Below are 25,382 nucleotides of genomic sequence, written 5' to 3' on the forward strand. Positions count from 1 at the left end.
TTTGCTGCCCACACAATCGCGGCGTCTGCCCTTGAAAGGAGTCGAAATGAAGAAGGCGAGCCGCACTGTGCCCTGGTCGATTTTGCTGGCCCTGAGCTTGGCGGCCCAAGCGTTTGCGCAGGGCTATATCGGCCTGCCGGAGTCTGAGGCGCCGCCGCATGCGGTGACCGCTCTTGCGGCCTGAACCGCCCAAACACCGCTTGGTCGCAAAGTTGCCTCCTTGTGGCGGCAGCTGTTTTTATGATGGGGCCATCCAATGAACCGGTGCGAGCCCTCATGAACTTACTGCTCTGGCTGATTTTGCTGGTCCTGTGCTGGCCGCTGGCCTTGTTCGCGCTGCTGCTTTGGCCCCTGTTGTGGCTCTTGAGCCTGCCCTTCAGATTGATCGGCATCAGCGTGGACGCCTTGTTTGACTTTCTGCGCACGCTTTTGCACTTGCCCGCGCGTTTGCTCGGCAGCAGCAAGCATTGATCAGATTTTGATTTCCAGCCGCAACGCCCATTGGGTGTAGCTGGCGCCGCTTGACTTGCTCGTCACTTGGCTGTCGGGCGTCAGCGTGACGCTGCCATTGCTGTAGTCCAGCGGCGCCAAGTTGCTGGCCGAGAGGCGCAAGGAGGTTTGCTGATTGACGGTCCACAGGGCGAACGCATCGGCCACCAATTTGCGGCTGGTGCTGGCCTCAGTAAGCAAGGTTTGCTGCACCGTGTTGGCAGGCGTCCAATTGACGCTGGCGCCCAGGCTCAGCGGCAGGCTGCGCAGGCGGTAGTCGGCGCCAAGATTGGCTGTGGCTTTGGGCTGCTGATCGAGCTTGTTGTTCGGGCCGGGGATGCCGTCCACAGAAGATCGGAACAGGCTCAGATTGCTGCGCACCTGCAGGGCCCAAGCCTCGCTGAAGAATTCGTCAAGGCGGAATTTGGCTTCGAGTTCCAGGCCGTAGGTCGTGGCCCGGCCGATGTTCATGGGCTGCGACACCCAGCGCGGCACGTCCGCCCAGGCGACGTTTTGCAGCGAGGTCACATTGCGCATCAGGTCGTTGATGCGGCGCACAAAGGCGCTGGCGCTGAGAATGCCGCCCTTGCTCAGATAGTTCTCGTAGGCTACATCAATCCCGGTGGCTAACTCAGGCTTGAGGTTCGGGTTACCCGAACGGTCGGCGTGGTCAACGGTATTGGGGCCACAAGGCTGATTGGCCGGGCAGGGGTATTGTGAGTTGATGGCCGGTTGGGCGATCAGGTCTTGCAAATTGGGAGACCGATAGCTGCGCGTCAGGCTGGCGCGCAATTGGTCGCGACTTTTTTCATCAAACTTCCAAACGCCATGTAAGAGCGGTGTCCAGACGCTGGAGCGGTTGCTGACCGCATAGGCGACGGAGCTGCTCTTGGTGGCAATCGTCTCGCCGCGCAAGCCGACGTAGAACGACCACTGCTTGCCCACGCTCCATTCGTCTTGCGCGTAAGCCGCGATGCGTTGGCTGCTGGCCGAGAGCTCATCGCCAAACTCCAGCTGGCTGCGGCAGCTCAGACCGTCTTGCACGCAGGTCTTGGTTTGATCGCGCTGCGTGCCTTCGCCTTCCAGACCGCCGACCAGGCTGTGCTCGTTTTCCAATTGGTGCGAGTATTTGCCGTTGAGGCTCCAGCTGCGGTCGCGGCTGTCGTTGTGATCGACCTGCTCGCGCACTTGCTTGTGGGCGACGCCCAGATACTGTCGCAGCGTGCTGCTGCCATTGGCCTGCGCGGCCCCCAAGCCGGCGCGCAGATCGATCTTGCTGCTTTCGTCGAGCTGTTTTTGCCACTGCGTGTTCAAGCGCAGCATTTCATTGCGGCTGTCGCCATGGCTTTGCGAGTGGTCGTAGTAATAGCTGCCGTCAGTCGGCAAGGGCTGGTGCGTCAGTTGCGAGTTGTTGTCGCTGCTATTGCGTGAGGCGATCGCAAAGGGCTGCAGATTGAAAGTCTCGCCCTCGCCCAAACGCCATTGCAATCGGGCGCTCAGGTTCACCGCCTGGCGCTGCCCCTTGGTTTGCGCCCGTGTTCGCAGGCTGCTGACTTCTTGGCTGTGCAGGTCACGCGTGAGGTTGATGGTGTTCAGGTCATCTAGCGTGTCGGCCTGTTGCAGGTTGACGCTCAGGTTATAGGCGCCGCCATGCTCATCCAGCTTGTCGCTGCGGGTCCAGCCGGCGTTAGGGCGCAACTGGCCGCGCTCCGAGGCCAGGCCCAGGCGCAGATCATTGAGGCGTTTGGCCAAGGCTTCGCGCAGCACCACATTGATGGTGCCGGCCACCGCGCGTGCGCCGTATTCGGCCGTCGGTGCGCGCATCACCTCGATGCGCTCGACCTGTTCGGGCGGCAGCTGATCGAGCGAGAAGCCCGGCGACATGCGCTCGCCGTTGACGAGAAATTGCGTGTAGCCATTGCCCATGCCGCGCATGCGGATGTCGCCGCCGCGCCCGGGGCGCCCGCCCGTCGTCACGCCGGGCAGGCGCTTGAGCACCTCGCCCACGGTGGCGTCGCCAAAGCGTTCGATCTCGTCGCGGCCAATGATGATCTTGGATGCACTCGAGGCACGTCTGGCAGCGTCATCGCTGGCGTTACCGCTGACTTCGACGCGCTCAAGTTGAGCTGCTTTCGGCTCGGCCTTGGTTGGTGTTGATGGCTTGGCTGCGCTGGCAGCCGGCGCTGGTTCGACGCTGGCTTCGGTTTTTGTTTGGGCTTGCGCGGCACTCGTCAGCAGCAAGAACGCCAGTGGAGTGGCGAGAATTTTTGAGGAATACATCTGGAGTAAAAGGCGAATTCGTGTCGACAGGAGGGGCAGAGCCTGCGGCGGCGAAAACTCAAAATACCCTGAGGGCGCAAGCATCTCATACCAGTGCAACTATTCGGGTTTGATGGCCTCGGGTTTTAACTTCTTTACCAAGATGTACCCATGCGTGCGAACTTCGCCCTCAGTCGGCACCGAAAAAATAGACCTCGGCAATCAGCCCGTCGCGGCAGCGGTAGACCACGCCGACCTGCTGGGCCGAGTCGCCGCGACCATGCACCAGTTCATGGTCGATGACGGTATTGCCCATCACGATGCGCTGGGCGATTTCGGCCTGCACCTGCGGCTGAGCAAACGGCCCGGCTTGGTAACTGGCCCGAAAAGCGGCGCGTCCGACCAGATTCGGCACCTCCGCCGGCATGCGCCAAACCTTCACATCCTCGCTGTAGCAGGCGACAAAAGCGTCGAGATCCTTGGCGTTATAGGCCAGTAACTGGTCCTGAGCGAGTTCGGTCGGTGTGCGGTTCATGGTGGTGCGTTCCTGTCTGCTTTTGGGCCTCGATTGAGAGGCGGGCGCAGTTTCGCATGCGCCCGCCCTGGCTGCCGTAGCTGCTTAGCCGCTGCTTTGCTTAGCCGCCGCCTTGCTTAGCTGCCGCGCTTTGCCCGCACAGCGGCGTTGCCAATGCGGCCCCAGATTTTGCGAACGGCCAGTTGCTCGCGCTTGTCCAGATAGCTCATCTGATCGCGCGCCGCCTCGCGTTGCAGCTTTTGAAAGCTCTTCAGCCTAGCCGGGCTGAGCGTTCCCTGAACCGCACACCCGGGCTCGCCTTGATGCGCGCAATTGCGGAACTTGCAGCCGCTGGCCAGTTCGCTGACGTCATCAAAAGCCAGCTTCAAGCTGGCAACATCGCCGTCCAAAGCCAGGCTGCGCAGACCCGGTGTATCGATGATGCAGGCACCGCCCAGGCAACGCTTTAGGCTGCGCCCGGTGGTGGTGTGGCGGCCTCGGCTGTCATCCGCGCGCACGCTGCCGACGGCCTGCAAGGGCGCTTGGCACAGCGTATTGGTCAGCGTCGACTTACCCGCGCCGCTGGATCCCAAGAGCACCAGGGTTTGGCCTAGCCCCAGCCAGGGTTGCAGCAGCGCGCGGGTGCTGGCAGCGCTGCCGTCCACGGCCAGAATGTCCAGCACGCCGCCGTGGCTGCGGCTCAGGTGCGCGCGCACCTCGGCGACTCGAGCGGCCACATCAGGGCATAAATCGGCCTTGCTCAAGACGATCAGGGCGGGCACGCCGGCCGAATGCGTGAGCACCAGATAGCGGTCGAGGCGGGCGAGTTTGAAGTCATGGTCCAAACCCATCACCAGCACTGCCAGGTCGACATTGGTGACCAAGGCTTGGCGCCGCCCTTCGGGGTCGCGTCTGCTCAAGCTATTGAGCGGCGCGGCGCGAGCGTGAATCCAGCTTTCGCCGAAATCGTTTTGCCTGACCAGCACCCAATCGCCGACGCTCAAGTTCTCGCCTGCTGCGTGCAGCGATTGAGTCAAAGCGGGTAGCGCGCGGGCTTGCTGCGGCAGCGAATCGGCGGACTGCAGGCCGAATGAATCCCGGTGCACCTCGGTCAGGCGGCAGAGCCGGGCGCCGCCGCTCCAGTCCAGGGCCGCAAGGGCAGGGCGAAGTTGAGTGAAATTGAGTCCGAGTGTGCGTAGTTTTTCGAAACTATGGGCTTCTAAATTGAACATGAGGGTGTTGACGGTGAACGTATCCAGCCCGTGGCGGTCCCAAAAATTGGGCGGCACAGGGCATGACCGCAGAACCAGGCCAAATCAAGGCCGGGCTCAAACGGAGCGGGGGATGCGAAACGTCGGCCGCGAGCGAACTTGCGAGTTCGGGCGGCAGTTCAAGCCTGCTTGATCACGAGCCAGAGCAGCAGTTGGGTCGCCATCAAGGCGGCGCTGCTTCAAGCATTCAAACAATCATGCAGTGGCGAGAGCCTGCTCAATAAATCGCGCAGCGGGAAGTGCCCGTTGCTGGAGCAAGGCGGCCGACGACGAGAAGGCAATATCAATTGTGGCCATGCTGTGCTCCTTGATGAGTTGAGGGGTGGAAGCGGCGCAGTGTGCCTGCGCGGCCGGGCCTGGGTCAAGTGCCGTAAGCAAGAGCGTGAGGGGCAAGCAACAAGGCAAGCAATATGGGCTGCAAGGAAATTGCCAGCACAAAAGCAAAGGGCCACCACCTTTCGGTTTGTGGCCCTTCTGACTTCCGGACACCATCAAGGATGGCGACGGTTTTCTTGGCACTGGTGACGGGTTCCAGAACTCTGCCCAATCTGCAGCCGGTTCTTGCCTTGAATGAACGCTATTGTGCGGGGCTTTTGTGACAGCGTTTTGACGAAAAGCAAAGAAAAAGCATCGCTGATCGAAATTCTGTCTCGCCGGCCCTAACGCTTCATTGCAAGGTCAGAAACCCATCTGTCAATTCAAGACTTGGCAGGCGCCTCGGCCTTCTTCAGCTCAGCACTTTTGCTGGCGCTTGTCGCTTCCGTCTTCACGGGCAAGGTGCTAGCGCTGGCGCTGCTGGGTGTCGCGTCGGTGGGCTTGCTGAGGGCCTTGTGCTTGTGACCATGTTTGGCCGAATGCTTGGCCTCCGGTGCAGCCGCTGGCGCAGTGGTCGTTGCCGCTGTTGTTGCCGTTCTTGTCGCCGTTACAGCTGTCGGTGCTGCGGCACTGACGGGAGCGGCCGTAGTCGTGGTGGTCGTGCTGGTCATGCTGAGGGTGGACTTCTGCGCGGCTGCGGCTGGGTCGGTCGCTGCTTTGCTCGCAACTTTTGTCGCTGTAGAAGTGGCGGTAGCTGTCACTGCAGGGCTAGCGTTAGCGCCCGTTTGTGCCATTGCGGCGCCCACTGTGAAAGCCAGCAGAGCGGGGATCATTGCATTTTTCATGGTGGTCTTCATCAGGATTTCTCCAAGGGTTGCGAAAGGTAGCGGTTCAACGACGCTGCGGATGCAAGGGTTGACCCTGTTGCCGCAGCGTTGCAAAGCGTTACAAACAGCCCAGCAGAGAATCGAGATCAGGCAAAGCAGGGGTCTTGTGCGTTGTTCGCGCCGAACACTTCAGCCACCGCGCCGGCCCCCTCACAATGCACAGTCGGGCCAATCACTGGGAGAGCCAAGCATGACGAGTCCTTTCAACTGGAACAAGAGTTACGCCAGCGTGCGCAGCCCTGTGTTTGCGCGCAATATCGTGTCGACCTCGCACCCCTTGGCGGCGCAAGCGGGCTTGCGCATCCTGGCGCAAGGCGGCAACGCGGTTGACGCTGCTATCGCCACCGCAGCTTGCATGACCCTGGTCGAGCCCTGCAGCAATGGCCTGGGATCGGACGCTTTTTGCATCTTGTGGGATGGCGCCCAGTTGCATGGCCTGAATGCCTCGGGCACGGCACCCGCTGCCTGGACGCCTGAGCATTTTTCCAAGACCTATGGGCGCGATCTCAAGGCGCCTCCCAAGCGCGGGTGGGGCGGCGTGACGGTGCCCGGCGCGGTGGCCGGCTGGGTCGCTTTGAGCGAGCGTTTTGGCAAACTGGCTTTTGCTGATTTGATGGCGCCGGCGATAGAGATTGCCGAGCGTGGCTATGCGGTGCCTGTGATCGTGCAGAGCAAATGGGCGCTGGCCGCAGCCCTGGCCGAGTTGACCGAGCAGCCCGGTTTCGCCCAGGCTTTTTTGCCGCGAGGCCGGGCACCCGCAGTGGGCGAGTTGTTCAAGTTCCCCGATGCCGCTCGAACTTTGCGTTTGATTGCGCAGACCAAGGGCGAGGCCTTTTACCGTGGCGAGGTGGCCGAGGCGGTGCAGAAATTTTCCCGCGAGACCGGCGGCGCGATGACGGCGGCCGACTTTGCGGACTACAAGCCCGAGTGGGTGGAGACGATCTCGCAAAGCTATGCAGGTCATGATCTGCATGAGATACCGCCCAACGGGCAGGGCATTGCGGCCTTGATTGCGCTGGGCATCCTCAAGCATCTGGATCTGCCTTCGCAAGAGGTGGATGGCGTGGCTGCACAACATATGCAGATTGAGGCGATGAAGCTGGCATTCGCCGATGTATACCGTTATGTCAGCGACCCCCGCAGCATGAAAGTGACGGCGGCCGAAATGCTGGAGCCCAGCTATTTGGCGCAGCGCGCCAAGCTGGTGGACATGGGCCGGGCTCAGGACTTTAAATGCGGAAACCCGGTCAAGGGCGGCACCATCTACCTCACGACCGCCGACGAGAGCGGCATGATGGTCAGCTTTATTCAAAGCAACTACATGGGCTTTGGCTCGGGCTTGGTGGTGCCGGGTTACGGCGTGTCTTTGCAAAACCGGGGGCACTGCTTCAATTTGGAAGCCGGCCATCCGAACGTCGTGGCGCCGGGCAAGCGGCCCTTCCACACGATCATCCCGGCATTCCTGATGCGAGATGGTCGGCCGGTGATGAGCTACGGCGTGATGGGCGGCAATATGCAGCCGCAAGGCCATATGCAGACCTTGGTGCGTATGCTGGACTTTGGCCAGAATCCGCAAGCCGCCTGTGATGCGCCGCGCTGGCGCTTCAACGAGGGGCTGTCGCTGAATATTGAGCCGCATATGCCGGCGGCCACCATTGACGGTCTGCGCGCTTTAGGCCATCAAATCGGCGATATCCACGACAGCTATCAAGACTTCGGCGCCGGCCAGTTCATCTGGCGAATGGGCGACCCTGATGCGCAAGGCTATGTGGCGGCCAGTGATCCGCGCCGGGACGGTGCCGCCGTGGGTTTTTAAGCGCGGGCCGAAGGTTCTGTGTGGTGTGCTGAGTCCGCTGCAGATCGCCCGGCACATGTCTTTTTTCACTTGTTCAGGCAGGTCTGGGGCTGCTACGATGGCGTTCAAAGTTGACGGAAGTCAATCCAAAATACCGCCAAGCCATGACCAAACTCCTCGACCGCACCCGACGCAGCACGCCCCGTGCCGCTGGCGTGCGCGCTCGCGCGGGCAAGGCTGGTCGGCCCGCGCCGGTGCTTGCGCATTGACGGTGCTCGGCCAGCCCGGCGCGTGATTTTTATCCGCGCTTTTATCCGCGCTGTTTCCCGCGCTACCCAGCGAAACTTGTACCCGTCCGGGTTTCGCAACAAATACAGCAGATTTATGCCCGGCCCTCGCTTTACCCCAGCGTTGTGGCCCGCAATTTGGAGACATTCCCATGCAGCAAACCCTGCTCAGTTCTTGGTTTGAACGAATACGGCGTGCGCTGACACTGCCGGCGACCGACTTGTTGCGCGACGCCGTTTACCGGCGCCTGTGGTCGTCCATCCTGATCAGTTCCTTGGGTGGGCAGATCACGATGCTGGCGCTGCCCCTGACCGCCGCCGTGTTGCTTAATGCCAGCCCGACCCAGATGGGCTTGTTGACGACGATGGAGATCTTGCCTTTCGTGCTGTTCTCCCTGCCCTCGGGCGTGTGGTTGGACCGCGTCCGCAAGCTGCCTGTGTACATCTGGGGCGAGACGTTGCTGGCCTTGGCCGTGGCCACCGTGCCCTTGGCCGCGCTGATGGGTTGGCTGACCATGACCTGGCTTTATGTGGTGGGCTTTGTGCTGGGCACCGTCTACACCACGGCAGGCAGCGCTGCGCAAATCGTCTTGACCCAAGTGGTCAGCCGCGACCGCTTGGTTGAGGCCCATGCCAAGAATGCGCTGGCCTCCAGCGGCGCCGAGGTGGCGGGGCCAGGTCTTGCCGGCATGTTGATCAAGCTGATGGGCGCGCCGATGACTTTGGCGGTGGATGCGATCTTGGTCTTGATTTCGGCGCTGATTCTGCGCGGCATCAAGGTCGATGAAGTCTTGCACAAGGGTGACGGCGCGGCCTTTTGGCGCGACTTGAAAGCGGGCGTACGCTTTGTGCGCGAGCGCGCTTTGTTGATCGGCCTGGCCTGTGCGGTGGGCAGCTGGCAGCTGTTCAACAACGCCGCCCAGGTGGTGCAGATTCTGTTCGCCACCCGCACGCTGGGCCTGAGTGCGCAGCAGGTCGGTTTGAGCTATGTGGCGCTGGGCGCCGGCACGGTCTTGACCAGCATCTTGGGCCACCGAATCAGCCGCCGGCTCGGCCCCGGCCCTTGCCTGGTACTCGGTATTGCGGTCACTGGCCTGGGTTGGCTGCTACTGGCCCTGGTGCCGTCCAATACATTCGGTATCGCGGCCTTTGCCTTCATGCTGTTTGCTTTTGGTGTCGGCGCGGTGCTGATTTTCATCAACTTTTTGTCGCTGCGCCAAGCAGTAACGCCGGCGCCGATGCTGGGCCGTATGACCAGCACCATGCGTTGGCTGATCCTGATTCCGGCCGGCCCAGGCGCGCTCGCCGGTGGCTGGCTGGGTGAGCATATGGGGCTGCGTTCGGCCTTGCTGTTTGCGGGCGTCGGCACCTTGGTGCTGAGCCTGATCGCCTGGCGCCATCCCGTGTTGCGCGCGGTGCGCGAGTTGCCCACGCCGGATGAAGACGAGCCAGCCCTCGGTGCCGAGGCCACACCGGGTGGGCCCGCCGAGCTGATGCCCAGCAAGTGAGTAGCCATGAGCGCAAGTCCTGACCCCATTCTGATCGAGGTGCCCGAGGTTCTTGAAACCGAACGGCTGATTTTGTGTGCGCCGCGCCCCGGCATAGGCCCGGCACTTGCCGTGGCGATCGCTGAATCGCTGGTGCAGCTGAGCCCTTGGATGCCCTGGGCTCAGCAAGTGCCCAGCTTCGAGGACAGCGAGGCGGTGGCGCGCCGCCTCTGCGCGGATTTCATGGCCCGCCGTGATTTGACCTATCAAATCTATGACCGCGTCGCCGAAGGTAGGCGCCTGCTGGGCGGCTGCGGCCTGCACCGGCTGGATTGGGAGGTGCGGCGCTTTGAGATCGGCTACTGGATTCGTAGCAGCGCGCAGGGTCAAGGCTTTGTCAGTGAAGCGGTGATGGCGCTCACAAGGCTGGCATTTGAGCAGTTGCAGGCGCGCCGGGTTGAGATTCGCATGGACGATGTCAATTTGCGCAGCCGTGCAGTGGCCGAACGCTGTGGCTTCGAACTTGAAGGCATCTTGCGGCGCGACAGCCTGACGCCGGCCGGTGAAGTCAGAAATACCTGCGTCTATGCGCGTTTGGGGCTTTGACAGGGCGCCAGCTTGGGTTTCGTTCCAATTCGGCCGCGAACGTGAGATCCGCCGCGCAAAGCCAAAGCTTTGAAGCGCGCGGCATCGGCTTGCTCCCTATCATCGAGACACCAGCATCTGCTGGCATCCCCCCGGAGCACCCGCCATGAGCGCACAGCAACTGAGTCAGACCCCATCCGCGTCGCGAGCTTTGGCGGCGCCCGCAAAGGATGTTGCTCAAACGGCGATGGCGAAGCTGCGCGTCGAGGTCCTGTCTTTTCACCTCGGCAAAGAGGAGTACGGCATACCGCTGAGTTGCGTGCAGGAGATTCGCTCCTTCCAGGCTCCGACGCGTTTGGCCGGTGCCAGCGCCGAGTTGCTGGGTGTGCTGGACCTGCGCGGGGAAGTTCTACCGGTGGTCGATCTGCGTCAGTGCTTTCACATGCCCACGGCCGAGGTCACGGCAGCGACGGTGACCATCGTCGTCAATCTGGCTCAGCGCAGCGTGGGCATCGTTGTCGACAACGTCAATGAAGTCGTTGACCTCGGCCCTGAGCAGCAGCGCAACATGCCGGCGATGACCGGCATGGCCAATGATGGCCACATCATGGGCATTGGCTCCATCGGGCCGCGCATGTTGCTGCTCTTGGATTTGAACCGCCTGCTGGGCGGGCGCAACTTGGGGGGCGCGGGGGACTCCGAGGCAAGGAATGCAAGGGATGAGGGCAAGGAAGAAGATGCGGCGCAAGAGCTGGACGCCTGCTTGGCCTGAGTCTGCCGCGATACTGGCGGCAATCCGATTTTTGCCCGCCCATGAAGCTGATTCTTTTCAACAAGCCCTTCCAAGTCATGAGCCAGTTCTCGCCGCAAGCCGGCCGCGAGACCTTGGCCAACTATTTGCAGATTCCCGACATCTACCCCGCCGGACGTCTTGACGCCGACAGTGAGGGCCTGATGCTGCTGACCGATGACGGGCGACTGCAGCACCAGATCAGCCATCCCAAGCACAAGGAAGCGAAGACCTACACGGTGCAGGTCGAAGGCGTGCCTGACGAGCAGGCGCTGCTGCGCCTGAGCCAGCCCTTGGATCTGCGTGACTTTGTCACCCAGCCCTGCCGGGTCGAGCAGATAGCCGAGCCGGATTGGCTGTGGCCGCGCGACCCGCCGGTGCGCAAGCGCCTGAGCATCCCGACCAGCTGGCTCAGCATTACGCTCAAGGAAGGTAAAAACCGCCAGGTCCGGCGCATGACGGCGGCGGTGGGCTTCCCGACGCTACGCTTGATTCGCAGCGCGATCGGACCTTGCTCCTTGCTCAGCCACCCCTTGCTGCCGGGCGAATGGCTGCAGTTGCCGACCTAAAGCGTCTGGACAGGCTTGCAAAAGAGCGGCCTTTGCAAGAAAGCAGCAAGCCGGCGAGCCTAGTATGCAGAGCTGATATCCAGCAACGCACTGAGAGGAAGGCAGCCCATGTCTCATCAAGACCTGTACCGCAAGAAGTTGGCCACTTGTGAGGACGCGCTGGGGCTGCTGCGCGACGGCGACTTCATCATCATCCCGACCGGCGTGGGCGAGCCGCCGACGCTGTTGACGGCCTTGTCCGACGCGCGCCGGCGCTTCCACGACATCAAGCTGGGGCAGATTCTGGCCGTGCGCAAATACGGCTACTTCGACCCCGAGACCGTCGAACATGTGCGTCATGTGTCTTTTTTCTACGGCGCCGCCTCGCGCGCCGGCGGGCAGGCCGGCTGGGTAGACTTCATCCCCAGCTATTTTTCCGAAATGCCCGGCCTGATCGAGCGCAAGCTGATTCCGGCCGATGTGGTTTTGAGCATGGCCTCGCCGATGGATCAGCATGGTTATTTCTCGCTCAGCCTGGGGGCGGACTACACGATGGCCGCATTGAAGCAGGCGCGTGCCATCGTGCTGGAGGTCAATCCGAATGTGCCCTTTGCCAATGGCAATTGCCAGATCCATATCTCACAGGTGACGGCCTTGATCGAGAGCAGCGAGCCGGTGACTGAGGTGGGCCTGCCCAAGATTGGGCCGGTGCAGGAGGCCATTGGCAAGTACGTGGCCGATATGATCGATGACGGCTCGACCTTGCAGATCGGCTATGGTGGCATCCCCGATGCGGTGGTGATGCAACTCAGCGCCAAGCACGATCTGGGTGTGCATACCGAGATGATTGGTGATGGTATTTTGAGTTTGGTGGAATGCGGCGCTGTCACCAACCGGCGCAAGAACTATCTCCCCGGCAAGATGGTGGCGACCTTTGCCTTGGGTTCACAAAAGCTCTACCGCTTTATGGACCGTAATCCGGGTCTGGAGATGCACCCGGTTGACTTCACTAACGACCCCTATCTGGCCGGCCAGAACGACAAGCTGGTTGCCATCAACGCGACCTTGCAGATTGACTTGCTGGGCCAATGCGGGTCGGAGTCCTTGGGGCCGACGCCTTACTCTGGCACCGGCGGGCAAAGCGACTTTGTGCGCGCCGCCAACCGCTCCAAGGGCGGCAAGGCCTTTATCGTGCTGCCGTCTACGGCCAAGGGCGACAGCATCAGCCGCATCGTGCCGACGCTGACGCCGGGTACTCATATGAGCACCAGCAAGAACGACATCAACTATGTGGTCAGCGAGTTCGGTGTCGCTCAGCTGCGTGGCAAATCAGCCAAACAGCGGGCGCAGGAGTTGATCGCCATTGCCCACCCGGATTTCCGCGCCGAGTTGCGGGAGGCGGCCAAGGCGATCAATCTGCTGTAGTGGCGTAACGTTTAGGCCAGGCGGTAGTTCAGCTCGTAGAAATGCACACCGGCCTCGATGCGCAGCATCAACTCGCCGCTGATGCCCGCCAGCTCACCCAGGCCTGAGCCTGGCACGATGTGGATGCGCAAGTCCTGCTTGCCGCCACTCATCAGCCCCAGATGAGCGAGTGCAAAGCTGCCCTTGCGGCCCCGCAACTCGCCGACAAAAGACTCAAGCGCTGTGTAGGCGGCCTCGCCCAGCTGGGGTTGGCCGGCCAGCTGCATTTCGCCGATCGCGCTGCCCACCAGGCCGCCGCTGTACTGCTTGCTCAGGCTGCGCTTGAACAGCGGCGTACCGTTGGCCGGGCTTACGAGCGGCTCGGGTGGGCCGATCTTGACTTCGAAGGTGCCCTTGGCGCTGAGGGCGGTTGCTGCGGGCTTGGCCGTGCTGGCTGTTGCGTTCATTGATTGACTCCACAATGTGATGAGGCCGCCCATGCTTGCCAGCAAGCTGCGGCGTTGGACTTTGTTTTGACTCATTTTTTGCATGAACGCATCATCGACGCTTGTTGCTTCGCCGGCTTGTACAAATCCGACAAACGAACTCGGCGCGGCGCAAAATTTGCGCTTGAATGAGCGTGCGCTGTTGGCGCCGGCAGCCGATGCGTCAGGGGGAATGGCAGCGGGAATGACTGAGCCGCCGTTTCAATTGCATCGCTATCCGGTCAGCGTGGCGCTGTCTCCTTGGCTGGACTTTCACTGGTTGATCGAATGGGATCTGCCGGGCGGGCTGCATCACAGTCAGCGCGTGCTGCCCTTTCCCAATGCGCATCTGGTTTTCGAGGCCGGGGCCAGCGCGCTGCATGGTGTGGCGAGCGGTGTCTTTGTGCGGCGCCTGCAGGGGCGAGGCCGAGTGCATGGCCTGCGCTTCAAATGCGGCGGTCTGCGTGCCTGGTTGAATGGCTCGGTGCAGACCTTGAGCGGGCGCCAAGTGCCGCTTGCCGAAACGTTTGCTTGGGCTGAACCGGCGCATGTCTTGAGCACGGAGCAAGCGGTGCTCGGCGCCGGCTCGCAACACCTGGCCGTCGCGGCCGCCGAAGCCTTTTTGCTGGCGCATCTGCCCGCCGTCGACCCCTGGGTGGCTCGGCTCGACGCGGCTGTGCAGCAGGTGATGCAAGACAGCAGCCTCACAAGGGTCGCTGATTTGCAAGCCTTGCTGGGTTTGGATGCAGGCAGCGAGCGCAGCTTGCAACGCCGCTTCTCCGACAGCGTCGGTGTCTCGCCCAAATGGGTGATTCAGCGCGCCCGACTGCAAGACGCGCTGCAGGCCTTGGCGCAACAGCAGGCACCGAGCTTGGCAGAGTTGGCGCTACGTCTGGGGTTTTGCGATCAAGCGCATTTCAGCCGCTGTTTTCGGCAAACCACCGGGCATACGCCGGCTCAGTACCGTGAAACGCTAAACCGCAGCATGGAGAATGGCCCGCATCCGAATGCATGAGTTGGGGCCTAACGATGAAAATACTGATACTCGGCGGCACACAATTCCTGGGCCGGCATATGGCAGCGCTGGCGCTGGCTGCCGGCCATGAAGTGACGCTGTTCAACCGTGGCAATCATGGCCACGATCTGTTCCCGGCGGCCGAACAGATCCGAGGCGATCGTTTGCTGGATCTCTCAGCCCTGCGCGGGCGGCGTTGGGATGCGGTGTTCGACGCCAGTTGCTATTTGCCCAGCGCCGCCCGACGCAGCGCCGAGCTGCTGGCCGATGCGGTTGAGCACTATTGTTTGATCAGCTCGATTTCGGTCTTCCCGCAAATCAATGTCGATACCGTCGAGACATCACGTTTGGCGCAATTGTCGGCCGAACAATTGGCGGCGGCTGAAGCGCAGGCCACAGGCCTAGGCTCGCAGTCGGGCGGCGGCTATGGCGCGGCCTATGGTGGGCTAAAGGCCTTGTGCGAGCGTGAACTCAGCCGTGTGATGGGCTCGCGCGCGCTGATTGTGCGACCTGGCTTCATCATTGGCCCCTATGACTACAGCCCACGCCTGCGCTATTGGCTGGAGCGCATGAGCGAGGGCGGGCGAGTGCTCGCGCCGGGCCGGCCAGGGCGGGCAGTGCGTTTGATTGATGCGCGCGATATTGCTGCTTGGTGCTTGGCGCTGGCGCAGGCTCGCACGGGAGGCATCTTCAATGCCACCGGCCCAGACGGGCAGACGATGGGGGACTTGCTGCTGGCTTGCAGAGCCGCTACCGGGCTGAAGGCCGAGCTGGTCTGGTGCAGCGAGGCCGAGCTTGTGGCCGCCGGCGCTGTGCCTTTTCAAGATTTGCCCTATTGGTTGCTTGACGCCGACAACGCGATGATGGAGGCGCGCAGCGTTGCGGCTGTCGCAGCGGGCCTGTGCTTGAGGCCGCTGTTGAACTCGCTGCTAGATACTGCCGACGGCTTGCGGGGCCAGCCACCCCTATTGGCCAGCACCCTGAGCCGGAAGCGTGAACAGGAACTTTTGCTTGGCCGCTGATCTGGGCTAGCATGAAGATGGTACCGGCGCAGCTGGGCTTGCCAGTCCAAAGGGAGTCATGATTTGCCCAAATTGATGCCTATGAACGCCTTGCTGCGATTGTGTCTTGCGGCCCTGTTTGCCTTGCTGTGCTCACTGGGGTGGGCGCAAAAGTCACCAGTCGGCAATGGCGCAGTGGCGCTTGACGCTGCCCAGCGCGCCTGGATCAACGAACACAAGGACCGGGTTTTGAGCGTCGGCTTTGACCCCGAGGCAGGCTTCGACAGTTTCGAGTTCCAGGGCCGCCGTATCGGTCTCTTGCCGGCCTTGCTGGAAGATATGCAGACCCAGCTGGGTTTGCGCTTGCTGCCGGCAGAGGTCAAAAATTGGGATGATGCCTACGGCCGTTTTCTGGCCGGCAAGATTGATCTGCTATACGGCGCCAACCCGACGGCCGAGCGCGAGAAGGTCATGCGCTTCACGCAGGCCGCGCAAAAATATCCCTATGTGGTGTTCGCCCGCAAGGATTCGCTGGTGCAAACCTTGGGCGACCTGGACGGCAAGCCGGTTGGTTTTTTAGCCAATGACTTTGTGATCGAGCGGCTGCCCGCCGAATTCCCAAATGTGCAGGTGCGGGCGGCGAGCTTTGAGGATCAGCGCGAAGGCTTGAGGGCCTTGGTGGCCGGTGATGTAGACGGCTTTGTAACTGCCGGGGGCGGCGTTGAGTACGAGTTTCTGAATGATTTCCCCGATTTGATTTTGATCGCCGAAATCAAGGCCATCACCTCGGACATGACCTTCGCTGTGGCCAAGGACCGGGCTATCTTGGCCCAGATCATTGACCGCTATCTGGACCATCGCCAGCTCATCATCCAAAACCTCGCCCGTGAAGCCCGGCGCAATTACAACCGCAAGGTGCTGCGCCTCAACGAGGCCGAACTCGCCTGGTTGGCGAAAAACGGCGAGGCTGTCGTGGGGGTGGCGGAAGACTATCTGCCCTTCGACTATTTTGACAAAGGCGAATATAAAGGCATTGCCGGCGCCACGCTGGACCGCATTGCCGATTTGATCGGCATCCGCTTCAAGGTCGTCAGCGGCGCGTTTGCAAAAATGCTGGAGCGCGCTCAAGCGGGCGAGGTCCAGGTGCTGAACCTGGCCAAGACCGATGAGCGGCAGCAACATTTTCTCTTTCCGCGTGCCATCAGTACCGAGCGCGACATCATCGTCGGGCTCAAGAGCAGCCCGCCGGTGCAAGATGTTTATGGCCTTGACGGCAAGCGGGTGGCCGTTATCGATGGTTTTTGGCATGAAGAATATCTGCGCAAAAACCTGAAGAACCCCAACATCGTCAAGACCGCCGACATCATGGCTTCGCTGCGCCTGTTGCGCGCCGGCGAGGTGGACTATGTGATCGAAAACCCCACCGTGCTTGAGTTCTACATCAACGGCCTGGGCTATACCGATCTGGTCAAGCGAGGCAACACGTCCAAGGATTCTTTCATCTACTTTGGTGTCACGCGCCAGCAGCCGGAGCTGGCTTCGATTCTGGATAAGGTCATTCCCTTGATTCAGTTTGAGGAGATGAAGTATTTAGGTATGCAGACGGTGCCGACCTTGCGCAATGAGGCCAATTTGCAGCTGACGCAGTTGCTGGCTGCGCTGGCGCTGGCGCTGCTGGTGATTCTTGTCGTGACCCTTCGTACAGTACGCAAGCTGGCGGAGCAAAAGGCCAAGACGCAGTTTTTGCGCGAGCGCGAGCACCTGCTCTACACCGACAGCCTGACCGGTTTTTACAACCGCAACTATTTCAGCCAAAAGGCCGATTCGGTGATGAGCACGGACTTCCCGCAGGCGATCGTGGTCGCCGATATGAACAATCTCAAACGTGTCAATGACAGCCATGGCCATGCGGCCGGCGATGCCTTGATCAAGGCATTTGCCGAAGCTGCGCGCGCGCAATGGCCGCAGGCCACGCATTACCGGATTGGCGGCGACGAGTTTTTGTTTCTCTTACCGCACTGCTCAGAGGAGCAGGTTTTGCGCGAGCTGGAGGCCCTGAAGCAGCGCTGCCAGCAGGCTCGTTTTGAGGTGGCGCCGCAGCTTTGGGTCAGCCCAAGCGCAGCCTTAGGTCATGCATCGAGGCTTGATGCTCAAAGCGCCTTGCAAGCCTGTATCGCGCAGGCCGACGCACGCATGTACGCGGCCAAGGCGAGCATGAAAAAACGCAGTACCGACGAATAGCAGCTCAGGAAGAGCGCTCAACCGACTGTGCGGCGAAATCCATCAGCGATTCACGCCATTTGGAATGCGGCAACAGGCTCAGGCAGTCTCGCGCCAATTTGGCTTCGGCTCGGGCCGCTTCGCGAGTCGCTTCAAGGGCGCCGGTCGAGCGCACGATGGCGACGATCTCGTTCAAGCGCTCCTGTTCGCCATGTTCGATCGCGTGTCGCAGCAGCAAGCGCTGTTCACTGGTGCTGCGCTCCATGGCAATCAACAAGGGCAGCGTCGTCTTGCCTTCCCGCAGATCGTCGCCCACGTTCTTGCCCAGCGCCTGGCTGTCGCCTTCATAGTCAAGCACATCGTCAATCAGTTGGAAAGCTGTGCCGAGCGCGCGGCCATAGCCTGCACAAGCTTCTTCAATTTCGGGGCTGCTGTCGGCCAAAACGGCGCCCAGGCGCGCGCTCGCCTCAAAAAGCTTGGCTGTCTTGAAGCGAATCACGCGCAGGTAACTGTCTACGCTGATGTCCGGGTCATGCATATTCATCAGCTGCAGAACTTCACCCTCGGCGATCACATTGGTCGCTTCGGCCAATACTTCCAAGACGCGCATGCGGTCGACCGAGACCATCATCTGGAAGGCGCGTGAGTAGAGGAAGTCACCGACGAGCACGCTGGCAGCGTTGCCGAATAAAGCGTTGGCGGTCTGCTTGCCGCGGCGCAGTGAGGACTCGTCAACCACATCGTCATGCAGCAATGTGGCGGTGTGGATGAACTCCACCACAGCGGCCAGCTCGAAACGCTGCGGGCCTGTGAAGCCGAGCGCGTTGGCGAACAGCAGCACCAACTTGGGTCGCATGCGCTTGCCGCCTGCGTGGACGATGTAGCCGGCGATCTGATTGATCAGTGCAACCTCGGATCCGAGGCGATCCGCGATCACGGAATCGACCTGTTGCATTTCGGCCGCCAAGGTGGCTAGCACTTCATTATTTGCGGGGCCGTTGGAAGGGGCCGAAGGGGTCGAAGCAGACGCAGCGTGCACGCTCGGATCTCAGTTGAATGAAGCGTTCATTATAGGGAGCAGCCCGAGTGAAGGCGGGCTGCGCGTGGCGTGGATTGTGCTTCAGCGTTGCAACAAAAATGTCCTGCGCGAGCGCAGCTTGTCGAAATTCCGCTTCCGTGCTAAACTCGTCGGCTCTGCGCCTTTTGGAAAGGTGCGGGGTTGAGGCCTGTGGGCTTTCGGCTTTGAGAGTCGATCAAGCTTTACGGGTGGTTTAATTGAAAGGGCTGATATGTACGCGGTCATAAAAACCGGCGGTAAGCAATATAAAGTTGCTGCCGGCGAAAAGATCAAAATAGAACAGATTGCTGCGGATGTTGGCCAAGAGATTGTGATCGACCAAGTTCTCGCCGTTGGTAGCGGCGCGGATCTGAAGGTTGGCACTCCCTTGGTTGCTGGCGCAAGCGTCAATGCCACTGTTGTGGCTCACGGTAAGCACGACAAAGTGCGCATCTTCAAGATGCGTCGTCGTAAGCACTACAAGAAGAGTCAAGGCCATCGCCAGACGTATACCGAGCTGTTGATCAGCACGGTGAACGGCTGATCGAGAGCTGACTTTTTAGCCAACAGTTCAAGGAGATAATCCATGGCACAGAAAAAGGGCGGCGGTTCAACACGAAACGGCCGCGACTCCAAACCTAAGATGCTCGGTGTGAAGGTCTATGGCGGCCAATCCATCTCGGCAGGTTCCATCATCGTGCGTCAGCGCGGCACCAAGTTCCATCCCGGCACCAATGTCGGTATCGGCAAGGACCACACGCTGTTTGCCTTGATCGACGGCCAAGTGTCGTTCGCCATCAAGGGTGAAAAGAGCCGTCAGACGGTTTTTGTCACCGCTGTCTAAACTTAGATAGCCGATGAGCACCGCAAGCGGAGGGCAGCAGCCGACCGCTTGCATCAGGTGACGCAAAAGCCCCGCCTAGCCGGGGCTTTTGCTTTTTGAGGCTGCAGCAAGGCCTGTGTTCGTCCCCTCGGATGGGCGCCGCTTTGCCTTAACATCAGCCTCAAAGGGCGTAAAGCATTATGAAGTTCATAGACGAAGCCACCATCGACATCGTGGCCGGCAATGGTGGTGCCGGCTGTGCGAGCTTTCGGCGCGAAAAGTTCATCCCGTTTGGCGGGCCGGACGGCGGCGATGGCGGCAGGGGTGGCAGCGTCTTTGCCGTGGCCGACAGCAATCTCAATACGCTGATCGATTACCGCTACGCGCGCCGCCACGAGGCCCGTAACGGCGAGGCCGGTCGGGGTTCCGACCAATACGGCGCAGCGTCGGATGACATCGTCCTGCGCATGCCGGTCGGCACCATCGTCAAAGACCTGGAAACCGACACCGTGATCGCCGAGCTGATTGAGCCGGGCGAGAAGATCTTGTTGGCCAAGGGCGGCGATGGCGGCTTTGGCAATCTGCATTTCAAGACCAGCACCAACCGTGCTCCGCGCCAAAAGACGCCGGGCTGGCCCGGCGAGGCCAAGAAGGTCAAGCTGGAGCTGCGCGTGCTGGCCGACGTCGGTCTGTTGGGGCAGCCCAACGCAGGCAAGTCCACCTTGATCACGGCGATCTCCAACGCCCGCCCCAAGATTGCCGATTACCCTTTCACAACGCTGTACCCGAATCTGGGTGTGGTGCGTGTCGGGCCGGAGAAGAGCTTTGTCGTCGCCGACATCCCTGGACTGATCGAGGGAGCTTCCGAAGGTGCAGGTCTGGGTCATCAGTTCCTGCGTCATTTGCAGCGCACTAGGCTGCTCTTGCATGTGGTTGATCTTGCCCCGTTTGATCCGGCGGTGGACCCGGTTGTCGAGGCCAAGGCCATCGTCAATGAGCTGAAGAAGTACGACGAGGAGTTGTACAACAAGCCACGGTGGTTGGTGCTGAACAAGCTGGACATGGTGCCTGAAGATGAGCGTGCCAAGCGTGTCAAGGACTTCGTCAAGCGCTACAAGTGGAAGGGCCCGGTGTTTGAGATCTCGGCCCTGACCCGCGATGGTTGCCAACCGCTGATCCATGCCATCTATGACCATGTGGCGACAGCGCACAAGGTGATTGTTGAAGTTGATCCGCGTTTCCCTGAAGGGAAGCCTGTCAACGCGGCGCCTGCCGACGAAGCGGAATGAGCCGCGCGCTCGCGGGCGCTCGGCGCATCGTCGTCAAGGTTGGCTCCAGCCTGGTGACCAATGAAGGTCGCGGCGTCGATGCCGACGCGATCGGCAATTGGTGCCGTCAGTTGGCCGCCTTGGCGAGTGACGGTCGCGAGCTGGTAATGGTGTCGAGCGGCGCAATTGCCGAAGGCATGAAGCGCTTGGGCTGGGCCGTGCGCCCCAAAGAATTGCATGAGTTGCAAGCTGCTGCGGCGGTGGGCCAAATGGGCCTGGCTCAGATGTATGAGAGCAAGCTGCGCGAGCAGGGCATGGGCAGCGCGCAAGTGCTCTTGACTCATGCCGATCTGGCCGACCGCGAACGCTATCTGAATGCGCGTTCGACCCTGCTGACCTTGCTGCAGCACCGCGTGCTGCCGGTCATCAACGAGAACGATACCGTCGTCAATGACGAAATCAAGTTCGGTGACAACGACACCCTCGGCGCCTTGGTCGCAAATCTGATCGAGGCCGATGCCTTGATCATCTTGACCGATCAAAAAGGCTTGTACTCGGCCGACCCCAGGCGCGACCCGCAGGCTCGCTTCATTGCCGAAGCGGTGGCGGGCACGCCCGAGCTGGAGCAGATGGCCGGCGGAGCGGGATCAAGCCTGGGCCGCGGCGGCATGATCACCAAGATTTTGGCTGCCAAGCGTGCGGCCGGCAGCGGCGCCAACACAGTGATCGCATGGGGGCGAGAGCCCGATGTGTTGATCCGCCTGCTGGCCGGTGAAGCGATAGGTACTGCATTGCTGGCGACCACGCCCAAGTTGGCTGCGCGCAAGCAGTGGATGGTCGATCATCTGCAAATGCGCGGAGCCGTCAACATCGATGCCGGCGCGGCGGCCAAGCTGCAGGGCGAGGGCAAGAGCTTGTTGCCGATTGGCGTGCACGAGGTGCAGGGCGACTTCCAGCGCGGCGATGTGATCGCGGTGCGCGACCACGCCGGGCGCGAGCTGGCCCGAGGGCTAACGAATTACTCCAGCGCAGAAGCGCGTCTGATCATGCGCAAACCGTCGAGCGAGTTCGAGCGCTTGCTCGGCTATACGGCCGAGCCCGAACTGATCCACCGGGACAATTTGGTCTTGCTCGGTTGATCGCTTAGGGCTGTCAGGGGCGTATCGGCGGTTCGCTTGAGCCAGCAGGCGGCAACTGTTCCTGCTCAGGCTCAGCCTTCGCCGGCGCTATTGCCTCAGTTTGTTGCCCATGGTCGCCGCGATGCGAATGCGGCCGCATGCCGCCGCGCAGATAGCGGTTGTGATGGTTGATGCGCGGCAAATAGCGCGCCAACTCGGTCAGGGCGTTCTCGTAGACACCGCGCTTGAACTCGATCACCGCTTCCAGCGGCACCCAGTAGTCATTCCAACGCCAGGCGTCGAACTCCGGGTGATTGGTGGCGCGCAAATTCATATCGCTGTCGCGACCCATCAATTGCAGCAGAAACCAGATCTGTTTTTGACCACGGTAATGCCCTCGGGCATCTCGTCTGATGAAGTGGTCGGGCACCTCATAGCGCAGCCAATCACGCGTGCGCGCGATGATTTGCACATGGTCAGGAACAAGCCCCACTTCTTCATGGAGCTCACGGAACATCGCCTGCTCAGGCGTTTCACCATAGTTAATGCCCCCTTGCGGGAACTGCCAGGAATGGGTGCGGATACGCTTACCCCAAAACACTTCATTCCTGTGGTTGAGCAGGATGATGCCGACGTTGGGGCGGAAGCCGTCACGGTCGAGCATAATCAACCTCGAATCTTTAGTTGTGTCAATTATTGCATTGGGTTGCCACCTCGGCAGCCTCATCGCTAACCCTCACTCACCAAACCCTGCTTGGCCTTTGCGGCCGAGCCTTGCTAAGCGCCATGAAAGCCAGCCAGTTTTTTGTCTCCACGCTCAAAGAAGCACCCGCCGATGCCGAAGTTGTCAGCCACAAACTGATGATGCGAGCCGGCATGATCAAACGTATCGGCGCCGGCATCTATAACTACATGCCCATGGGCCTGCGCGTTATCCGCAAGGTCGAGGCCATCATCCGCGAAGAAATGACCCGCGCCGGTGCGGTCGAGTTGCTGATGCCGGTGGTGCAGCCGGCCGAGCTATGGCAAGAAACCGGCCGCTTTGACAAGATGGGCCCCGAGCTGATGCGCGTGAAAGATCGCCATGGCCGCGACTTCATCATCCAGCCCACTTCCGAGGAGGTGATGACCGACATCGCCCGCCAAGAACTGCGCAGCTACAAGCAGTTGCCGAAGAATTTCTATCACATCCAGACCAAGTTCCGGGATGAGCGCCGCCCACGCTTCGGCGTCATGCGTGGTCGCGAATTCACGATGAAGGATGCCTATTCCTTCGACCGTGATGTCGCCGCTGCAACCGTCAGCTACCAGGGCATGTATGCGGCTTACCAGCGCATCTTCGATCGCTTCGGCCTGCAATACCGTGCGGTGGCCGCCGATACCGGCGCCATCGGCGGTGAAATCTCGCATGAGTTCCAGGTCATTGCCGACACCGGCGAAGACGCGATCGTCTATTGCCCGACCAGCGATTACGCCGCCAATATCGAGTTGGCCGAAGGGGTGGCCTTGGCTACCGAGCGCGCGGCTGCTGCCCAGGCTTTGACCAAGACCGCCACACCGGGCAAGAGCACTTGCGAGGAAGTTGCAGCCTTGTTGGCCCTGCCTTTGGCACAGACGGTCAAGTCCCTGGTCTTGGCCACGGATGAGCTGAACGACAAGGGCGAGATCATCAAGTCGACTGTGTGGCTCTTGCTGCTGCGCGGTGATCATGACTTGAACGAGGTCAAGGCCGGCAAGGTCGACGGGCTGAAAGCAGGCTTCCGTTTCGCCACTGTTGGCGAGATCGAGGATCACTTCGGCTGCAAGCCTGGCTATCTGGGCCCGATCAATTTGATTAAACCCGTCAAGGTCATCGCCGATCGCACCGTTGCCATGATGAGCGACTTCGTCTGCGGCGCCAATCAAGTGGACTACCACTTCACCGGCGCCAACTGGGGCCGCGATCTGCCCGAGCCTGACTTGATCGCCGACCTGCGCAATGTGGTGGTCGGTGATCCTTCACCGGACGGCAAAGGCGTGCTGGCGATTCAGCGCGGTATCGAGGTTGGCCATGTGTTCTTGCTCGGCACCAAGTATTCGGCCGATATGAAGGCCACCTTCCTGGACGAAAACGGCAAACCGCAGCTGATGGTAATGGGCTGCTACGGCATCGGCGTCACGCGCATTTTGGGCGCTGCCATCGAGCAAAGCCATGACGAGCGCGGCATCATCTGGCCGGACGCGATTGCGCCATTCAGCGTGGTCGTCTGCCCGATCGGCATGGACCGCAGCGAAGAGGTCAAGGCGGCCGCTCACAAGCTGCATGATGACTTGCAGGCGCTAGGCATCGACGTGCTGCTGGACGACCGTGGCGAGCGCCCCGGCGCGATGTTTGCAGACTGGGAGCTGATCGGGGTGCCGCACCGCGTGGTCATCTCCGATCGTGGGCTGAAAGAGGGTCAGGTCGAATATCAAGGCCGGCGTGATGCCGAGGCCTCGAAGCTGGCGCTGGTTGACGTGCTTGCCCATTTGAAGGGCAAGCTCAAGCCTTGAAGCCGCTGGTTTTGCAGCGGCGCAGCCTGCTGGGCGGCGCTGCCCTTGCCTTGGCTGGGGCAGGCCTGCCGCGCCTCAGCCAGGCGGGCACGCAGGCCGAGGAGCCGCTGGCCGATGCCGTGCGCTCGGCCTTGACCGCGGCGGTTGCCTATAGTGCGCCGCCCAAGCCGCGTTTCGACAATATCGAGGCGCGCTTGGCTTATTTGCGCTGGTTGGGCGCCACCAGTGAAAAGCTCAAAAGCCGCAAGAGCGAGGTGCAAACGCGCATCGAATTCTTGGAGTCGGTTTGGTACGAGGCCAAGCGGGCTGGCCTGGACCCCAGCTTGATGCTGGGCTTGGTGCAAGTCGAGAGCGGCTTTCGCAAATACGCCATCAGCAGCGCCGGTGCTCGGGGTTACACGCAGGTGATGCCGTTCTGGGCCCAGTTGATCGGTGACGGCCAGGCCTCGCGGCTCTTCCATATGCAGACGAATCTGCGCTTTGGCTGCGTGATCTTGCGTCACTATTTGGACCGCGAGAAGGGTGATATGTATCTGGCGCTGGGGCGCTACAACGGCAGCCGTGGCCGGCCCGAGTACCCGAATGCGGTGTTTGGCGCCCGCCGCCAATGGCTCGCCCCAGGCGAGAGCTGAACTCAGCTCTTGTTGTTCAAGCCGGCCCAGGCCTGCGGACGCGCACCCAGCACGCCGCTCAACTCCAGCACCCGCTCGGCGCTTTCGTTGACCAGCTCTTCGATGCTTTTCGGGTGGTGATAAAAGGCCGGCAGCGGCGGGAAGATGATGGCGCCCATCTCGGTTGCGGCCACCATATTGCGCAGATGCGCCAGGTTGAAGGGCGTCTCGCGCACCATCAAAATCAGCCGGCGGCGCTCCTTCAGCGTGACGTCTGCCGCGCGCGTGAGCAGGTTGTCCCCGAAGCCATGGGCTACCGAGGCCAGCGTCTTCATCGAGCAGGGCGCAATCACCATCGCTGCGGTCGCAAAGCTGCCACTGGCAATGCAGGCCCCGACATCGCCGGGCGCATAGCAAAAGCTCGCTTCGCGCTCCAGCTCATGGCGGCTCAGACCCAACTCATGATGAGCGTTCAGCACGCCTGCCGGCGTCACGATCAGATGAGTCTCCAGGCCAAGCTCGCGGCCACGCCGCAAGAGCCGCAGGCCGTAGGCCGCGCCGGTTGCGCCGGTGATGCCGACGACCAGTCGCTGCAGCGGAGTTGTGGTCACGCTCGGTGGT

General features: G+C 61.4%; 25 protein-coding genes. 17 read left to right on the forward strand and 8 right to left on the reverse strand.

From position 1 onward, the window contains the following. Positions 1 to 46: 46 nt before the first annotated feature. Together PRZ03_RS14485 and PRZ03_RS14490 are read left to right on the forward strand one after the other, a co-directional pair. Positions 47 to 184, forward strand: a complete 138-nt coding sequence (locus tag PRZ03_RS14485) for a hypothetical protein (protein WP_263531653.1) — start codon at positions 47 to 49, stop codon at positions 182 to 184. Between the two features lie 92 nt (positions 185 to 276). Continuing rightward, positions 277 to 471, forward strand: coding sequence for a hypothetical protein (locus tag PRZ03_RS14490; RefSeq protein ID WP_273600952.1), 195 nt, complete (start codon positions 277 to 279; stop codon positions 469 to 471). Here PRZ03_RS14490 and PRZ03_RS14495 read toward each other — a convergent pair whose 3' ends face one another. The 4 genes from PRZ03_RS14495 to PRZ03_RS14510 form a co-directional block, all read right to left on the reverse strand. Then, a complete protein-coding gene (locus PRZ03_RS14495; RefSeq protein WP_273600953.1) occupies positions 472 to 2,769 on the reverse strand; it encodes a TonB-dependent receptor plug domain-containing protein in 2,298 nt (765 codons plus the stop codon). Positions 2,770 to 2,938: 169 nt separating this feature from the next. After that, entirely contained in the window at positions 2,939 to 3,283 is a 345-nt protein-coding gene (locus tag PRZ03_RS14500; protein WP_273600954.1) for a nuclear transport factor 2 family protein, read from the reverse strand. 116 nt (positions 3,284 to 3,399) lie between these two features. Continuing rightward, positions 3,400 to 4,494, reverse strand: a complete 1,095-nt coding sequence (gene rsgA / locus PRZ03_RS14505) for a ribosome small subunit-dependent GTPase A (protein ID WP_273600955.1) — start codon at positions 4,492 to 4,494, stop codon at positions 3,400 to 3,402. Between the two features lie 737 nt (positions 4,495 to 5,231). Further along, the gene (locus PRZ03_RS14510) at positions 5,232 to 5,705 is read right to left on the reverse strand and encodes a hypothetical protein (RefSeq protein WP_273600956.1); all 474 of its coding nucleotides are present in this window, start codon (positions 5,703 to 5,705) and stop codon (positions 5,232 to 5,234) included. Between the two features lie 220 nt (positions 5,706 to 5,925). Between PRZ03_RS14510 and PRZ03_RS14515 the strand changes: the two genes are divergently transcribed. From PRZ03_RS14515 to PRZ03_RS14540, 6 genes are all read left to right on the forward strand, one after another. Continuing rightward, positions 5,926 to 7,551, forward strand: coding sequence for a gamma-glutamyltransferase family protein (locus PRZ03_RS14515; protein WP_273600957.1), 1,626 nt, complete (start codon positions 5,926 to 5,928; stop codon positions 7,549 to 7,551). A 418-nt stretch (positions 7,552 to 7,969) separates the two neighbouring features. Further along, a complete protein-coding gene (locus tag PRZ03_RS14520) occupies positions 7,970 to 9,325 on the forward strand; it encodes an MFS transporter (RefSeq protein WP_263531660.1) in 1,356 nt (451 codons plus the stop codon). 6 nt (positions 9,326 to 9,331) lie between these two features. Further along, the gene (locus PRZ03_RS14525) at positions 9,332 to 9,910 is read left to right on the forward strand and encodes a GNAT family N-acetyltransferase (RefSeq protein WP_273600958.1); all 579 of its coding nucleotides are present in this window, start codon (positions 9,332 to 9,334) and stop codon (positions 9,908 to 9,910) included. 145 nt (positions 9,911 to 10,055) lie between these two features. Then, positions 10,056 to 10,661: a chemotaxis protein CheW gene (locus tag PRZ03_RS14530; protein ID WP_273600959.1), complete on the forward strand. Its 606-nt coding sequence runs from the start codon at positions 10,056 to 10,058 to the stop codon at positions 10,659 to 10,661. 41 nt (positions 10,662 to 10,702) lie between these two features. After that, positions 10,703 to 11,248 (forward strand): pseudouridine synthase, encoded by a 546-nt coding sequence (locus PRZ03_RS14535; RefSeq protein ID WP_273600960.1) that lies wholly within the window; start codon positions 10,703 to 10,705, stop codon positions 11,246 to 11,248. A 108-nt stretch (positions 11,249 to 11,356) separates the two neighbouring features. Beyond that, positions 11,357 to 12,652, forward strand: a complete 1,296-nt coding sequence (locus PRZ03_RS14540; RefSeq protein WP_273600961.1) for an acetyl-CoA hydrolase/transferase family protein — start codon at positions 11,357 to 11,359, stop codon at positions 12,650 to 12,652. An 11-nt stretch (positions 12,653 to 12,663) separates the two neighbouring features. Here PRZ03_RS14540 and PRZ03_RS14545 read toward each other — a convergent pair whose 3' ends face one another. Continuing rightward, on the reverse strand, positions 12,664 to 13,098 hold the full coding sequence (locus PRZ03_RS14545) for a DUF3224 domain-containing protein (RefSeq protein WP_273600962.1): 435 nt from the start codon (positions 13,096 to 13,098) through the stop codon (positions 12,664 to 12,666). Positions 13,099 to 13,321: 223 nt separating this feature from the next. Between PRZ03_RS14545 and PRZ03_RS14550 the strand changes: the two genes are divergently transcribed. The 3 genes from PRZ03_RS14550 (at position 13,322) to PRZ03_RS14560 (ending at position 17,373) form a co-directional block, all read left to right on the forward strand. Next, positions 13,322 to 14,131, forward strand: coding sequence for an AraC family transcriptional regulator (locus tag PRZ03_RS14550; RefSeq protein ID WP_273600963.1), 810 nt, complete (start codon positions 13,322 to 13,324; stop codon positions 14,129 to 14,131). Positions 14,132 to 14,145: 14 nt separating this feature from the next. Next, on the forward strand, positions 14,146 to 15,153 hold the full coding sequence (locus PRZ03_RS14555; protein ID WP_273600965.1) for an NAD-dependent epimerase/dehydratase family protein: 1,008 nt from the start codon (positions 14,146 to 14,148) through the stop codon (positions 15,151 to 15,153). 63 nt (positions 15,154 to 15,216) lie between these two features. Beyond that, positions 15,217 to 17,373 carry a diguanylate cyclase gene (locus PRZ03_RS14560; RefSeq protein ID WP_273600966.1) on the forward strand — a complete coding sequence of 719 codons (2,157 nt, stop codon included), beginning with the start codon at positions 15,217 to 15,219 and terminating at the stop codon, positions 17,371 to 17,373. 4 nt (positions 17,374 to 17,377) lie between these two features. On the opposite strand, the gene PRZ03_RS14565 is transcribed toward PRZ03_RS14560, so the two are convergent. Further along, positions 17,378 to 18,307 carry a polyprenyl synthetase family protein gene (locus tag PRZ03_RS14565; protein ID WP_273600967.1) on the reverse strand — a complete coding sequence of 310 codons (930 nt, stop codon included), beginning with the start codon at positions 18,305 to 18,307 and terminating at the stop codon, positions 17,378 to 17,380. Positions 18,308 to 18,641: 334 nt separating this feature from the next. On the opposite strand from PRZ03_RS14565, the gene rplU reads away from it, so the two are divergent. From rplU to proB, 4 genes are all read left to right on the forward strand, one after another. Beyond that, positions 18,642 to 18,953 (forward strand): 50S ribosomal protein L21, encoded by a 312-nt coding sequence (rplU, locus tag PRZ03_RS14570; protein WP_263531669.1) that lies wholly within the window; start codon positions 18,642 to 18,644, stop codon positions 18,951 to 18,953. A gap of 42 nt (positions 18,954 to 18,995) precedes the next feature. After that, a complete protein-coding gene (gene rpmA, locus PRZ03_RS14575; protein WP_263531670.1) occupies positions 18,996 to 19,253 on the forward strand; it encodes a 50S ribosomal protein L27 in 258 nt (85 codons plus the stop codon). 179 nt (positions 19,254 to 19,432) lie between these two features. Next, positions 19,433 to 20,521 carry an Obg family GTPase CgtA gene (gene obgE, locus PRZ03_RS14580; RefSeq protein WP_273600968.1) on the forward strand — a complete coding sequence of 363 codons (1,089 nt, stop codon included), beginning with the start codon at positions 19,433 to 19,435 and terminating at the stop codon, positions 20,519 to 20,521. Further along, positions 20,518 to 21,639: a glutamate 5-kinase gene (gene proB, locus PRZ03_RS14585; protein WP_273600969.1), complete on the forward strand. Its 1,122-nt coding sequence runs from the start codon at positions 20,518 to 20,520 to the stop codon at positions 21,637 to 21,639. Before obgE ends, proB begins: the two co-directional genes overlap by 4 nt. A gap of 13 nt (positions 21,640 to 21,652) precedes the next feature. On the opposite strand, the gene PRZ03_RS14590 is transcribed toward proB, so the two are convergent. Next, positions 21,653 to 22,282, reverse strand: coding sequence for an RNA pyrophosphohydrolase (locus PRZ03_RS14590; protein ID WP_273601036.1), 630 nt, complete (start codon positions 22,280 to 22,282; stop codon positions 21,653 to 21,655). A gap of 122 nt (positions 22,283 to 22,404) precedes the next feature. On the opposite strand from PRZ03_RS14590, the gene PRZ03_RS14595 reads away from it, so the two are divergent. Continuing rightward, positions 22,405 to 24,150, forward strand: a complete 1,746-nt coding sequence (locus tag PRZ03_RS14595; protein WP_273600970.1) for a proline--tRNA ligase — start codon at positions 22,405 to 22,407, stop codon at positions 24,148 to 24,150. Further along, the gene (locus PRZ03_RS14600; protein ID WP_273600971.1) at positions 24,147 to 24,782 is read left to right on the forward strand and encodes a lytic transglycosylase domain-containing protein; all 636 of its coding nucleotides are present in this window, start codon (positions 24,147 to 24,149) and stop codon (positions 24,780 to 24,782) included. Before PRZ03_RS14595 ends, PRZ03_RS14600 begins: the two co-directional genes overlap by 4 nt. Positions 24,783 to 24,784: 2 nt before the next feature. Here the strand turns inward: PRZ03_RS14600 and PRZ03_RS14605 are convergent, their stop codons facing one another. Next, on the reverse strand, positions 24,785 to 25,372 hold the full coding sequence (locus PRZ03_RS14605) for a UbiX family flavin prenyltransferase (RefSeq protein ID WP_273600972.1): 588 nt from the start codon (positions 25,370 to 25,372) through the stop codon (positions 24,785 to 24,787). Positions 25,373 to 25,382: the final 10 nt, after the last annotated feature.

Origin of the sequence: Roseateles albus (genome assembly GCF_028595345.1) — a bacterium.
Taxonomy (GTDB): domain Bacteria; phylum Pseudomonadota; class Gammaproteobacteria; order Burkholderiales; family Burkholderiaceae_C; genus Paucibacter_A; species Paucibacter_A albus.